Here is a 13254-nt window from a genome sequence, read left to right as displayed (position 1 = left end):
TATACTCATCGGTGCTCGAGCGTTACAGCACGTGCGTGGTTCGGCGGGGCGAGTCCTGCCGATCGCTGCCGCCGCGCGCCGCGCAGGGCACGCATAGTCAAGGGAGGACGACCGATGAGCACGGGCGAGCAGCGCGAGTTTGCCCCGGCCTTCTACGACCTGACGGAGGTGCGGTCCTTCTCGCCGCTACCCGGGTTTGCCATGCAGGCGATCCAGGGCAAAAACCTGATGCTCAACTGGGTGCGGATCGAGCCGAACACGGAGATGCCGGCGCACGAGCACCCGCACGAGCAGGCCGGGGTGATGCTGGAGGGGACGCTGGAGCTCACCATCGGCGAGGAGACGCGGGTGTTGCGACCGGGGATGGCTTACACCATCCCGGGCGGGGTGCGGCACCGGGCGCGCACCTTCGAGGACGGGTGCCTGGTGCTGGACATCTTCAGCCCGCCGCGCGAGGACTACGCCCGGATGGCGGAGGATGCGTGATGCGTCATACGTCATGCGTCACCCGTAGTGCGTAGTACGTGTTCCGTGTTGCGTGTTCCATCCTACTCCCCTCTCGGACGGAGCCCTCCAGGGGAGAGGGGCTGGGGGTGAGGGGGACGCATGACACATGACGTATGACGCATGACGAGAGGCTGTTGACACTCTGGTGATAACGTGATATGCTCATGCCGCGATAAGGGCAGGCTCCAGCGGAGCGGACAAGTCGAGCCGGGACAAACATGGGGGAACTCATTCTGGGCCGGCCGGCGCTCAAGCTGGAATTCGCGGTGTCCGTGCCGCTCGATCTGACATCGGCGCTATCACTGGTTTTTCGGGCGACCGACCCGCGGCGGTTTGACCGCTGGCTCGTCGAAGCGCGAGAGCGACTGGATCCAGAAGCCCGGCACGATCTGGACACCGTGCTGGGGAGTTCAGGCCGGCTGCTGTACTACGTCGAAGAACTGTTGATGTCCTTCGACCCGTTCACGCCGGAGCATCTGGATGCCGACTTCGACGCGTATATCGCGCATCTGCGGAGTCTGCCGCCCTGGGCATACCATTCGATGATGGCACAGTCATTGCTTAGGGTGTATCGCGATCGTGGAGTTACGGTAGCACCTCCGGACACTGCTGACCGCACGGCCTGGAGGGCGTTTCTTGAACCAGGTATCACACGAGCCGACCTTGATGAGGTCGTCGACCTGGTTCTGGCACCTGAACAACTGAAAGCGCGTACAATTTCCTTGATCGAGCGTTTCTGGCATGACTGCTACCATGACGAGTATCATCGCACGCTGCCAGAAATGCGCCGGGCACTCCGGCAGGCCCGCTCGACGACCTATCCGAGTGTGGCGGTCGCCTTCGAAGAGCTGAGCGGCCACCGGCTGCCCGAAGAGGTGCAGCTCGCCCTGCCGCACGTCGAGCGCGTGACCATCTGCCCGTCGTACCATCTGGGGAACTTCGCGCAGTTCATCCTGTATCCGCCGGAGTTGATCCTCTACTTCAACTGCCAGCGGACCAGCGCCGCGACACAGCCGGCGCGGGGATCGAAGCTCTCGGCGGACTTGCTCCCCGGGCTCCGGGCTTTGGCCGACGGCACGCGCCTCCGCATCATTGAGATGCTGCAGGGCGGGGAGTTGTACGCGCAGGAGATCGTTGGTCGGCTTGGAATCAGCCAGTCTGCGGTGTCGCGACACCTGTCCATGCTGGAAGCCGCGGACATCGTCAAGGTACGGCCGACCAACGGCATGAAATACTACGCGATCAACGCTCAGCGTCTTCGGCAGATTGCCGAAGAACTCGAGCAGATCGGATGACGATCACACCGCTTGTCGGGTGATCGACATTAACAAACTAACTCCGACCACGCGATAACGCGTGAGGAGCGAGGGTCAACCGCGTCAAGGCCGGTTGTGAGGCCGCTGGGCAGCGCCCTCGGGCGTATGCCAGGCTTCACACAACCCCCCTTGATTTCCTCTTGACGCGCAGCCCCCTCGGGGGCTCGCTTCCTCTGATTCCCTCGAAACGGCTTGGTCGCCCCGGCCACGACCGAGCCAGGACTCTCCTCTCTCTCACGGTTGACCTGACTGGCGATAAGGGGCGTGCTTGCCGAACAGTGAGCACGCCCCTTGTCAATTTAAGCGGCCGCCACACCCGCTCCTCCCACATGAGCAGGTGCTCTGCTTCGGGTCCGGCCGGCTTCGGATGGGCCGCCGTCCCTTCCCCGCATTCCCCAATACCGGCCGCCGCAAGGCGCGCGAGTCGTTAGTACTTTGCTTTTTCCTTACCTGTTTTTCTACACTTGGCGCCGGGGACGGTGCCGGCGCCGCCAGGGGACAGGCGGCGCACCCTCGGGCGCTCGCCCACGGCGCCCTCCCCCGCCGGGTACACCCCGGCGCGGTCCGGCTGCCGCAGGGGACACGGCAGCCGCGAATGGGGAATGGGATATGGGAGCGGTTTCCTCATGCGCGTTGAACAATCCACGCGCCGGCTGGCAGTGGACCTCCTGCCGGCGGCTTTGGTGCGCCTGTTGTTCCGACCGCGGGCGTTCTTCGTCGATGAGCCTGCACGCGGCAGTCTGCTCGGGCCGCTGGTCACCGGTCTGGCCTGTATCGAGACGGCGACGCTCCTGGGTGAGGTGCTGCGCATGGCGGGGGTGCGGGGTGTGTTGATCCCCTGGCCCTTCCACCAGACGGTGATGGTGAGTGGGGTGGAGCCTTCGCTGGTTAGCCAGACGCCGGAGGGGCTGCTGATGTCCGTGCTGGTGGCCCCGCTGGCCGGGGCACTGCTCCTGGCCCTCGTGGCGGGAGCCGGGCACTACATGGTCCGCACCGTCGCGCCCGCGGGGACGGCCGGGTTCGGGGCGACCTTCCGCGTTGTCTGCTACTCGGCGGTGGCTGCGCTCGGTGCCTGGGTGCCCTACATCGGCGCGCTCTGCCTCGTCCACGCCGCGGCCATCGGTGTGGCCGGGGTGCGTGTGATGCACCGGCTCCCGGCCCGGCGTGCGGCGACCGCGGTTGTCTCCCCGATCGCGCTGCTCGTGACGGTGTTCGGGGTGATGCAGGTCTTGGCGGCGGTGGCGCTGCTCGTCTTCAACTACGGTTAGGGCGGCCAGGGCCGGCTCAGCCGGTCGGCAGCCAGCGCGGGAGCTCTGCCAGCGTGGCAAGCACCTCGCAATCGCCAGGGGCGCCGATGCCGAGCCGGTCGATCAGGAGCGGGCGTAGCCCGGCGGCCCGTGCGCCAACCGCGTCGACCGCGTAGGTGTCGCCCACGTAGAGGCAGTTCCCCGGCGAGACGCGCAGGCGGCTCAGCGCGGCGTGGAAGATGACCGGGTCGGGCTTGCCCCGGCCGCCGACATCCCGCGGCGTCACAACCGCGGCGAAGCGTCCGTCCAGGCCGACCTCGCGGATGCGCTCCGGCGCCTCGACGTTGTTCGAGACGACCCCGACGCGCCAGCCCGCGGCATCGAGGTGGTCGAGCGCGGCGTGGACGTCGGCGTAGACTTCGAACCGCCGCTCACGCTCGCGCGCGGCGAAGGCCTCGATGAGTGCCTCGATGGCATCGTCGCGCCCCGTCAGGCCCAGCTCGCGCTGGAGTCGCTGCCAGAAGCCGTTGGCGATCCGGTCCACCACCGGGTCATCGGCACGAACCCAGGCGTCGTGCACCTCGACAATCGTGCGCCGCTCCCCCAGGCGCTCCAACACGCGGGCGATGGTTTCGTAGCGGTGCGGCACCGCGCCGCAAAGCGTATCGTCCCAGTCGAACAGGACTGCTCGGCCGTCCACACCTGCTCTCGTCACCGCTGATCCCCCTCGCCACGGCACTTGACATCAAGGCACCAATTCTGCGATTAACTTAACGCCCGCGCGCCCACCGGGCAGGAGAACGCACATCGTGCCACGCACCTCCCAGGTGCGTACCCTATTATTCTGCGACCATAACCCAGGAGTGTGCATCCATGACCAAGCCTCTCGCGTTCTCATTAGCATCGTCTAGGAGACGCTCGCGCCGGCTTCTGCGCCGGCACCGTGAGCAGTTACCCCACCCGCAGCGGCGGCCGGACGCGCCGCTCGGGTCTGACCCCGCTTCCGAAGAGCTGGACGGGCTTGCGCGTGTGCCCGCCGACGGCGACGCGACCCTGGACGCCCCTCCGGCGCTGGATCTCACCCCACCGCCATCCGCCGACGTACAGGCGTAACGTCGCCGCCCATACCCCCTCGCCCGACCCTCCGGCTCCGCGCCGGTCGGGCTCGTAGGCGAGGGGCGACCAGCGCATTACTCGGTTCGTGCTGCGCGCCGCGCAGCCTGTCGATCATGCGTACCCGGGGTTCACCCCCGGGCTGACAAAGAAAAACCCGCCAAAGCGGGCTGAGATCGATTTTGACGTGCAGCGGCTCCAGCCGCCGGTTTGGCATGGCGCGGGATGGTGACACCTGCCCGGTGGTGCGCGGGTTCCCGCGCCGTTGTCTCTGTCGTGGACGGGTGGGTCGAGGTTCCCAGCGTCGCGGTTCGTGCCGGGGGTAAACCCCCGGTCTGACACGGCGACGTCCACTGAAGGGACTGCAGAAGCTGAATCCGGTGGGTGGCCGGATCGGGTCCGCCGACATGTAGGTATCACAACCCCTTCAGTGGGCTTACCCCTGTTCAGCCCGGGGATTTATCCCCGGGCCCGAACCACTCGGCGGACACCCCAACACCTGCGCGCGAATCCGATGTCCCCAGCCGGCTTCAGCCGGCTTTTCGTTGTCAGCCCGGGGGTTTACCCCCCGGGCACAGACCACAGCACGCAAACCCGTCGCACGCAATCGGCGTGGCGGAGAGGCCAGGTTCCTCCACACGGACCGAGCCGCGACCAGCCTCGGTCGGGGTCAACGCCGACGCATGACGCATGACGCATCCCATCACACCCCTGACACAAGCGCGACTGCGGCGTATAGTGCCGCAAAGAGTGGCATCAGGCGTTGGATGACGAGGGAGGCCGGAGATGCCGGAGTCGAATGGGAGCGAGCGGCACGCGGCCATGGCCCGTGGGCTGATGGATGCCGTGCGTGCCCGCTACGGTGACCGACTGAGCGCCGAGGAAGAAGAGCGGGTCGCGGACGAGCTGCGCCGCATGGTCGAAGCAGCGGAGGCCCTGCGCCGTGTCCCGCTGACGAACGCCGACGAGCCGGACGTGCTGTTCCGGCCCTACCGTGGGGAGGGATGACGGGTGGCGGCTGACGATACCCTGAGCTTCGCAACGGTGCGCGATCTGGCTCGGATGCTGCGCAGCGGCGAGACGACGCCGACCGCGTTGGTTGAGCACTTCGCCGAACGCCTGGATTCCGTCGGGCGCCGCTACAACGCCGTGGTGACGATCATGCTCGACCGAGCGCGGCGCGAGGCGGCGCAGGCCGAGGCAGAGTTGAAAGCGGGCTACGATCGGGGGCCGCTCCACGGGATCCCCTATGGAGCCAAGGACCTGCTCGCGACCGTCGGCGCGCCGACCACCTGGGGCGCGGCGCCCCTGCGGGATCAGGTGTTCAACACCGATGCCACCGTGATCCGCCGCCTGCGGGACGCGGGGGCGGTCCTGCTGGCCAAGCTCAGCATGGTCGAACTCGCCGGGGGCCTGGGGTACAACCAGCCGAACGCCTCGCTGACCGGGCCGGGGATCACGCCCTGGAACCCGGAGGCGTGGAGCGGCGGCTCATCCAGTGGCTCCGGGTCAGCCGTGGCCGCCGGGGCGATCCCCTTCGCCATCGGCTCCGAGACGTGGGGCTCGATCGTCACCCCCTCAAACTTCTGTGGGATCACCGGCCTCCGCCCGACCTACGGCCGCGTCAGCCGGGCCGGGGCGATGGCCCTCTCCTGGACGTTGGACAAGCTCGGCCCGATGTGCCGCACGGCGGACGACTGCGGGCTCGTCCTGGACGCTATCGCCGGGCCCGACCCGGACGATCCGACCACGCTGCCGGAGCCGTACCGCTACGCGCCGGAGCAGGACCGCACCGAAGGCTTCCGCCTGGGCGTGCTGCGCGACGGGCTCGACGACGCACAGCCGGAGGTGCGCGCCAACTTCGAGCAGTCGCTGGCGGTGCTGAGCGAGTTCGCCACGCTCGAGGAGGTCACGCTGCCCGACTTCCCCTATGCCGAGGTGGCACGGATCATCCTGAACGCCGAGTCGGCGGCCGCCTTTGAGGACCTGATCGAGAGCGGTGCTGTGGCCGGGTTGACCGCGCCCGAGGACCGCTGGGGCGCCTACGCCCGCACCGTCATCCCGGCGGTCGACTACCTGCGGGCGCTCCGTGTCCGGCGGCACATCGGCGTCGCGCTCGACCGGCTGCTGGCGCGCTACGACGGCGTCGTGTGCCTCACCAACGCCGTGGTCGCTGCCCCGCTGGACATGCCGCTCGATGCGTACTTCGGCAAGGTCCGGCGGCTCCCCGTCGGCGCGGCCGGCAATGTCGCCGGGCTGCCGGCGATCAGCCTGCCCAACGGGTTCGGCGAGCGGGGGCTGCCGACGGCAATGCAGATCGTCGGCCGCGTCGGGGGCGAGAACGCCATCCTCGCCGTGGCCCGCGCCTACCAGGCGCGCACCGACTGGCACACCCGCCGGCCGAAAGTGGGGTGAGGCGGACACGCGTCATACGTCCCCCTCACCCCCGGCCCCTCTCCCACCAAGGGGAGAGGGGCGAGCAATGGAATACGCAATACGGAGTACGCAGTACGCGTGACGGATGACGCATGACGTATGAGATCCAGTTCTGCCTCGGTCTGACGCACCATTCATGGGCGCGGGCGGCCGACCCGGTGGCGGCCGTCGATGCGACCCTGCGGGCGATCCGCGTGGCGGATGCGGCCGGGCTCGACTCCGTCTGGTTGAGCGAGGATCCCGACGGTTGGGACGCCGTCGCCGTGCTCGCCGCCGCGGCGCGCGAGACCGAGCGCATCCGCCTCGGCACCGGGGTGACCAACCCCTACCTGCGTCACCCCAACCTGATCGCCATGTCGGTGGCCACGGTGGACTGGCTCTCCGGTGGGCGCGCTTTCCTCGGACTCGGCCGCGGCCAGGCCGAGTGGTACTCCCGCGCACTCGGCGTCCGCACCGGCCGCCCGCCCGAGGTCCTGGCCGAGACGATCGACCTGCTGCGCCAGTGGTGGCGCCCGCCCGGACGGGCCAGCTCCACCGGGCACTTCCACGTGCGCGACTGGGCGCGCGCGATCGGACCGGTGCAGTCCCACGTGCCGATCTACCTCGCCGCGCTCGGGCCGCGTGCCCTGCGGGTGGCGGCCGAGCGGGCCGACGGCCTGCTGGTGGCCGACTTCGCCTCCGTGCCCTACCTGCGGCGGCTGATCCCGACGGTCCGCTCCTGGGTCGCCGAGGCCGGCCGCGATCCGGATTCTTTCCGCTTCTACGTGCGGACTGGCATCGTCGTCACGGACGACCCGGAGCCGGTGCTGGAGCGGCGGAAGAATCAGATGGCACTGGTGAACGCGCTGCCGGGCATGACGCGCCAGATCGAGGTGCCGGGCTTCGACGTCCCGGCCATCATGGCCCGGGTCCGGGAGGTGATGCGCACCAACGAGGTGCTGGAAGCCGGCGGGGCCTTCATCGACATCCGCCAGGTGGCGGACTTCGCCGCGGCGCGCCGCCTGATCCCCACCGAGCTCGTCGCCGCCGTCAGCCTCGTCGGACCGGCGGCGGAGATCCGCGCGCGGCTGCGCGAACTGGCGGAGATCGGCGTCAACGGCGTCTTCATCGCCCCGCCGGGTGAGCGCGATGCCGCCGAGTACGCCGCCCTCATCCGCGACATCACTCCCTAGCGCGTCCGATGCACAACGGGCGTGCAGAACCCGAATGCAATAGCGGATAATCGGGCAGGCGTCGCACCGGTCGGCGCCAGGGGGACCGACCTCGCTTCGCGGCCGTTGCAGCGCCGTCTTCTCCACGTCGTCACCGCTGCGTCAGCCCAGCCGAGCCGTCCCTCCGGACGCCCCCATGGGCACGTGCCGCATGCCGTACCGAGCGGGGCGTTGGCGTGGGGCGGTACGGGATGGCGGGGTCGCGCGGGACAGTGGAGCGGTGACGGAGCATGGATAAGCGACGGCACGGGCCGATAGTTGGCCCCGCGCCCGTGCGGCAACCTCGCGGTACGGCCCTGAGTTGGGGCGCGCGGCATGCGCCCGGGCTCGGTCTCGTTCTCCTCCTGGCGGTCGTCAGCCGCGGTGTGGCCGGCGCCCTGCCGGATGTCATCGCCGAAGTCACCGTCGGACTCCTCCTCGGCCTCGCTCTGGGAAACATCGTGCACCTGCCCGCGGCACTGCAGCCGGGCATCCGGTTCGCCGTCGGCACGCTGCTGCGGGTCGGGATCGTTCTGCTCGGCGCGCGCCTCAGCGTCCAGGACGTGCTGACCACCGGGCTGGATGCGCTGGTCATCGTGGCGGCCGGGATGACCACGGCGCTGCTCTTCACCCTCGGCGCCGGGCGACTGCTGCGGTTGCCGCCGCGGCTATGCCTGCTGATCGGTGTCGGCACGGCAGTCTGCGGCAACACGGCCATCATCGCCACGGCTCCCACGATCGAAGCGAAGGAGCGCGACGTCTCCTTCGCCGTGGCGACGATCACCCTCTTCGGGACGCTCGCGGTGCTCCTCTACCCCGCCATCGGCCACCTTGCCGCCTTCTCCGACCATGCGTTCGGCTACTGGGCGGGCGCCGCGGTCAACGACACGTCGCAGGTGATCGCCACCGGGTTTGCCTACTCAGACGCGGCTGGTGAGGTGGCCACGGTGGTCAAGTTGACGCGGAACACGCTGATGGGCCCGCTGATCGTCGTCATCGGTGCCGTCTACGCGCACGTGGTGCGTGGAGCCGTCTCCGGCCGGAGGAACCGGTCAGGTGCCCGGCGGGCCATGGCGGTGGTGCCGCCCTTCGTGCTCGGCTTCCTCGGCGTGGCGCTCCTCAACAGCCTCGGGCTCATCCCGCCGCAGGCAGAGCAAGCGGCGAGCGAGGGCGCCAAGCTGCTCGTCCTCGCGGCGCTCACCGGCGTCGGGCTGAGCACCAACCTCGGTCAGATGCGCGCCGTCGGGCTGCGCCCCTTCTACCTGGGTCTGGCAGCCTCGACGCTGCTCAGCCTGCTCACTCTGGTGCTGATCGCGGTCCTGGTCGGGCTCTAGCGCATGCGGGCACGTGGCTCCTCGCCGCCGAGCCGGCGGTCGATCAGCGCCAGCGCGACGCCGTAGACGGCGTGGGCGGCGATCATCACCCCTTGCCGCGAGGGTTGATCCTCGTCGGGCCAGGGGTAGAGCTTCAGGCCGGGCATCAGCCCGAGGTAGCTCACGCTCCAGACCAGTCCCCCGTAGAGCAGCCCGGCAGTGATGTCCGACGACGGCAGCAGGCGGCGCCCCAGGCCAAAGAGTGCCCCGGCGCCCGCGCCGTACCCGACGTGAGCCAGCAGCCAGCTCGATAGGAAGGCCGGCTCGGAGAGCTTGTGGCGGACGCCCGCCTCCTCTTCCACCCGCTCCGTGATGTGCTTCGGTGGCGGTTTCCCGAGCAGGCCGGTCGCCCGTCCGGCAGCCATGGCAATCGACATAAACCCGGTCGCCGCCGTTCCGGCCAGCGCGCCGCGCACGATGGGGTTCATCAGAACCTCCCTTTCCCGCGCCGCCTGCGTCCTGCGCGGCAGCGCCCCTGCCTACCGCTAGTGGGCCTCCCGGACTGGATCCATGGTCACTCCGGCCGCGTCCCGCGGCGGCCCTGCGCCGGACGAACGCAAAGCCGATGCCGGGCGGGCGGCGGTTCCCACCTGAATCCAGGCGCTGTGTCGGCCGGAGCTTTGCCCGGCCCAGCACATGACCCCCCTCGCCTAAGGTTGGGAGAGGGGCCGGGGGTGAGGGCCGCCGGAACGCTCCGCTTGCCAGCGCGGGGCGGATCTGGTACGCCTGCGTGCCAGACGCGGCCACGTGCCGCGGGTGCGGCGGCGCGGGGAAGGGGCCGCCGACCAGGGAACGATCAGGAGGAGAGCCATGAGCGGCATGGGCTACGAGGCGGTCGAGGTGGCGATCGTCGGCGGTGGGATCATCGGCTGCGCCATCGCCTATGAACTGGCGCGCAAGGGCCACCGCGTGGCCGTGGTCGAACGCGGGGCGATCGGCGGCGAAGCCAGCGGGGCCTCGGCCGGCATCATCGCACCACCCTCGAACAAGGACACGCCCGCCGTGCGCGTGGAGCTGACGGCGCGCAGCCTCTCGGCCTATCCCTGGCTGGTCGCCGCGCTCCAGGACGAGACGGGATTCGACGTCGGCTACCGCCAGTGGGGTGCGCTCCTGGTCGCCAGCAACGAGAACGACCATGCCCGCCTTCGCGCGCTCCTCTCCTGGCAAGAGGATCTGGGCTTCGACAGCGAGTGGGTGGAGCCCGCCGAGCTTCGGCACCTGGAGCCGGCACTGCCCGAGGGGTTGCTCGGCGGCATGCTCGCCAACGACGCCGGCAGCGTCAATGTCCGGCGCCTGACCCGCGCGCTCGCAGCGGCCGCCGCCCGCCGTGGGGCGCTCGTGCTGGAGCACACCCCTGCCCTGGGCGTCGCCACGAGCGGCGACCTCGCCACCGGCGTGCGCCTGGCGGACGGCACGCTCCCCGCCGCCCAGGTCGTGCTGGCCGCCGGCGCCTGGACCGCGCGCTTCGGCCTGGAGCTGGGCCAGGCGCTTCCCACGGTGCCGGTCAAAGGCCAGATGCTGGCGCTCGGCGGGCTTCTTCACCCGCCGCGCACCATCATCGGCGGGGCGGGCGGCTACCTTGTACCGTGGACCGATGGCACCGTCGGTGTCGCCGCGACCGAGGAGGAGGCCGGGTTCGACACCCGCGTGACCCCGGCCGGGCTGCGGGCGCTTGTGGGGCTGATCGAGGCGCTGGCGCCCGGACTGCTGGACGGCGAGGTGGTCGCCACCTGGGCCGGCCTGCGCCCCGGCACTCCCGACCGCGAGCCGATCGTCGGCCTGGTCCCCGGCTACGACAATCTCTGGGTCGCCAGCGGGCACTTCCGCACCGGCGTGCAACTCGCCATCGGCACCGCCGAGGTCCTGGTTGCTTCCCTCCTGTCCGGTGCTCCCGACCCGCTGCTCGCACCCCTCAGCCCCGCCCGCTTCGCGCAGGCAGTATGAGTGGCGGCGGGGTTATGCCAGGGTGTCTCCGAACACGTTGTCACCGACGGCGTACAACCCAAAAGGTAGCGGTGTGCCAGTATCCCACTGATTGTTTTGCAAGCGGGTGCCCGCCTCCCTCGCTCGAGCGACGACCTGCTGACCGAGAGCGAGCTGGGCCGGTTCCCAGCGGGCGAGCGCCGCGTCGATGTTTCCCCCACAGTCCCGGATTGCCTCAGCGAGCGTCCACCCGTCCTCAGCCGCCTTGGCAGAGCCCGCAGCGACATGCGGGCGGGCGGTAAACGCAGCATCACCGATCAGGCACACCCTGCCGAAGGCCATACGGGGTGTTTCAAGGTCCATAATTACCTGCAGGAACGGGGTTGCGGTCCGCTCAATCAGGGTAGTGAACACGGGCGGGAGATGTTGAGCATCCGCCCGGAGCTTCCGCAGGTGGCGCTCTTGTACGAAACCAGGTGGGACAGATGTGCCGAAGCGTTCCCCGGTCCGCGTTGTCAACAGGTCGTCCAGATCCTCTCCCTCTGGAACATTGCGGTACCACAGCCAGTTCATGAGCCGGTATCCTGGCTCGACGTTCCCCTCGCCATCAGGGATTGGGTAGACCAGGATATGGCTGTCGGACATCACCGAGTACGTGATGGCCTCATGGATGACGGCGAAGACGTCGGGCGGTAGGTCCTGCTCCGCTACCGTCCCGCGCCAAGCTACGTACCCAGCATACTGGGGCTGTACCTCCGAGAGGAGCGTGCGCCGTCCCAGCGAGTTGATCCCATCGGCACAGACGAGGAGGTCACAGTGCTCGCGACGGCCGCTTGCGAAGGAGACGAATACCTGATCGCCCACCTGCTCGAATCCTGTGCACTCCTGCCCGAGATGGTAGCGCGCAAGGTCGAAGTGGCGTAGCAGTGTTCGATAGAGGACGTTATACGCAGTGAACTGGTAGCGGCATGGCTCTTGATGGGCGATCTCCCCGCTGGGATCAAGAAAACGGATCCAGTGGGCAGCCGCGGCGAGCTGTTGGATATCGGGCCGTTCGTGTGTCAGGAGATAGCGGATGGTGGCGGGGTGCAACACGATGCCGGCGCCGCGATCCTCAAGCGGCGCCTGTGCACGCTCGAAGACGACGGTATCGCAACCAGCATCCTGTAGCCAGAGCGCCGCGTTCAGACCGCCGATCGACCCTCCGATCACGACCACGCGCGGCCTCGTCCTCTCCTTCGTCGCCATCAGGCACCTCCTGTCGTCGCCGATGCGCTTGCCGGCATCTCTCTCAGGATCGTAGGCAGTCGGGAGCCTCGAGTCTATGTGGGGTTGCACCAAACAGTGACGAGTTCCTTGTCCACTAACACAGCCCGATGCCCACCATCTGTCTTGGGCGGCGGAAACCGCGTCGTCGCTGTGGTTGTCCACAACGAAACCACCGGAATTCTGTGCTCTCGGACGTGGACTAGCTCAGCGCTCGCTGCTAGCCTGCGGAGAAGCACCCTCGGGAGACGGCGGGTGTGTGCACCAGGAGGGCGAACCCGTCCAGAGAAGGAGGTGAAGGCCGATGGCAGCAACCGGTCTCAACCACGTCAGCGTCATGGCCAGGAATCTTGTGGAGTCGGCCCGCTTTTATGAAGAACTGTTCGGCATGGAACGCATCCCGACTCCGAACTTCGGGTTCCCAGTACAGTGGCTCCGCGTGGGCACGCTCCAACTTCACCTATTCGAGCGCCCCGGGGACGCACCAACCTATCACCACGTGGGGCTGACGGTAGACGACTTCGCGGCGGTCTATCGCAAGGCGAAGGAACTGGGAATCCTCGATCGGACGACGTTTGGGCACCATCTCTATGAGCTACCCGGCAACAACGCCCAAATGTATCTCCGAGACCCTGCTGGGAACCTTATCGAAGTGGACTATCCGGACGTCAGTGATCTGCCGGACGACGTGCGGGCGGACATGCGGCGGCTCGCGGATAAGCATCCGCAGAGCGAGGAGAACCTACGCGCCACGCTCTTCCTCCGCTGACTCGGACCGAGCGGGAAACGGGAGCGCCGGCAGCGTGGCGGCTCACGCCCGTCCACGCTGCCGGCGCTCCTTGTACTGTGGTCCGGTGGGGCCGAGTGCGCGCGGCCTCGGCCC

12 protein-coding genes are annotated in these 13254 nt (G+C 68.8%); 9 read left to right on the top strand and 3 right to left on the bottom strand.

Annotation, left to right across the window (positions count from 1 at the left end):
- Positions 1-114 precede the first annotated feature (114 nt).
- The 3 genes from STHE_RS11655 to STHE_RS11645 all read left to right on the top strand — a co-directional run bounded on the left by STHE_RS11655 (position 115) and on the right by STHE_RS11645 (position 3091).
- Positions 115-486, top strand: coding sequence for a cupin domain-containing protein (locus tag STHE_RS11655; RefSeq protein ID WP_012872785.1), 372 nt, complete (start codon positions 115-117; stop codon positions 484-486).
- A gap of 239 nt (positions 487-725) precedes the next feature.
- The gene (locus STHE_RS11650; RefSeq protein ID WP_012872784.1) at positions 726-1802 is read left to right on the top strand and encodes an ArsR/SmtB family transcription factor; all 1077 of its coding nucleotides are present in this window, start codon (positions 726-728) and stop codon (positions 1800-1802) included.
- A gap of 647 nt (positions 1803-2449) precedes the next feature.
- The gene (locus STHE_RS11645) at positions 2450-3091 is read left to right on the top strand and encodes a YIP1 family protein (RefSeq protein WP_012872783.1); all 642 of its coding nucleotides are present in this window, start codon (positions 2450-2452) and stop codon (positions 3089-3091) included.
- A gap of 16 nt (positions 3092-3107) precedes the next feature.
- Here the strand turns inward: STHE_RS11645 and STHE_RS18080 are convergent, their stop codons facing one another.
- A complete protein-coding gene (locus tag STHE_RS18080; protein WP_012872782.1) occupies positions 3108-3785 on the bottom strand; it encodes an HAD family hydrolase in 678 nt (225 codons plus the stop codon).
- 1184 nt (positions 3786-4969) lie between these two features.
- On the opposite strand from STHE_RS18080, the gene STHE_RS11630 reads away from it, so the two are divergent.
- From STHE_RS11630 to STHE_RS11615, 4 genes are all read left to right on the top strand, one after another.
- Positions 4970-5191 carry a hypothetical protein gene (locus tag STHE_RS11630; protein ID WP_012872780.1) on the top strand — a complete coding sequence of 74 codons (222 nt, stop codon included), beginning with the start codon at positions 4970-4972 and terminating at the stop codon, positions 5189-5191.
- A gap of 3 nt (positions 5192-5194) precedes the next feature.
- The gene (locus STHE_RS11625) at positions 5195-6598 is read left to right on the top strand and encodes an amidase (RefSeq protein WP_012872779.1); all 1404 of its coding nucleotides are present in this window, start codon (positions 5195-5197) and stop codon (positions 6596-6598) included.
- A 113-nt stretch (positions 6599-6711) separates the two neighbouring features.
- On the top strand, positions 6712-7791 hold the full coding sequence (locus tag STHE_RS11620; protein ID WP_012872778.1) for an LLM class flavin-dependent oxidoreductase: 1080 nt from the start codon (positions 6712-6714) through the stop codon (positions 7789-7791).
- 269 nt (positions 7792-8060) lie between these two features.
- Positions 8061-9143 carry a YeiH family protein gene (locus tag STHE_RS11615; RefSeq protein WP_012872777.1) on the top strand — a complete coding sequence of 361 codons (1083 nt, stop codon included), beginning with the start codon at positions 8061-8063 and terminating at the stop codon, positions 9141-9143.
- Here STHE_RS11615 and STHE_RS11610 read toward each other — a convergent pair.
- Positions 9140-9610 carry a DUF6789 family protein gene (locus STHE_RS11610; RefSeq protein WP_012872776.1) on the bottom strand — a complete coding sequence of 157 codons (471 nt, stop codon included), beginning with the start codon at positions 9608-9610 and terminating at the stop codon, positions 9140-9142. The two genes, STHE_RS11615 and STHE_RS11610, sit on opposite strands and share 4 nt — an antisense overlap.
- A 382-nt stretch (positions 9611-9992) precedes the next feature.
- Between STHE_RS11610 and thiO the strand changes: the two genes are divergently transcribed.
- A complete protein-coding gene (gene thiO, locus STHE_RS11605; RefSeq protein ID WP_012872775.1) occupies positions 9993-11126 on the top strand; it encodes a glycine oxidase ThiO in 1134 nt (377 codons plus the stop codon).
- 12 nt (positions 11127-11138) lie between these two features.
- Here the strand turns inward: thiO and STHE_RS11600 are convergent, their stop codons facing one another.
- A complete protein-coding gene (locus tag STHE_RS11600; protein WP_052295308.1) occupies positions 11139-12443 on the bottom strand; it encodes an FAD binding domain-containing protein in 1305 nt (434 codons plus the stop codon).
- A 232-nt stretch (positions 12444-12675) separates the two neighbouring features.
- On the opposite strand from STHE_RS11600, the gene STHE_RS11595 reads away from it, so the two are divergent.
- Positions 12676-13140 (top strand): VOC family protein, encoded by a 465-nt coding sequence (locus STHE_RS11595; protein WP_012872773.1) that lies wholly within the window; start codon positions 12676-12678, stop codon positions 13138-13140.
- The last annotated feature ends 114 nt before the right edge of the window (positions 13141-13254 follow it).

The organism is Sphaerobacter thermophilus DSM 20745 (assembly GCF_000024985.1).
Lineage (GTDB): Bacteria > Chloroflexota > Chloroflexia > Thermomicrobiales > Thermomicrobiaceae > Sphaerobacter > Sphaerobacter thermophilus.
Note: the sequence above shows the minus strand (reverse complement) of the source record. Positions and strands in the feature narration are given on the sequence as shown.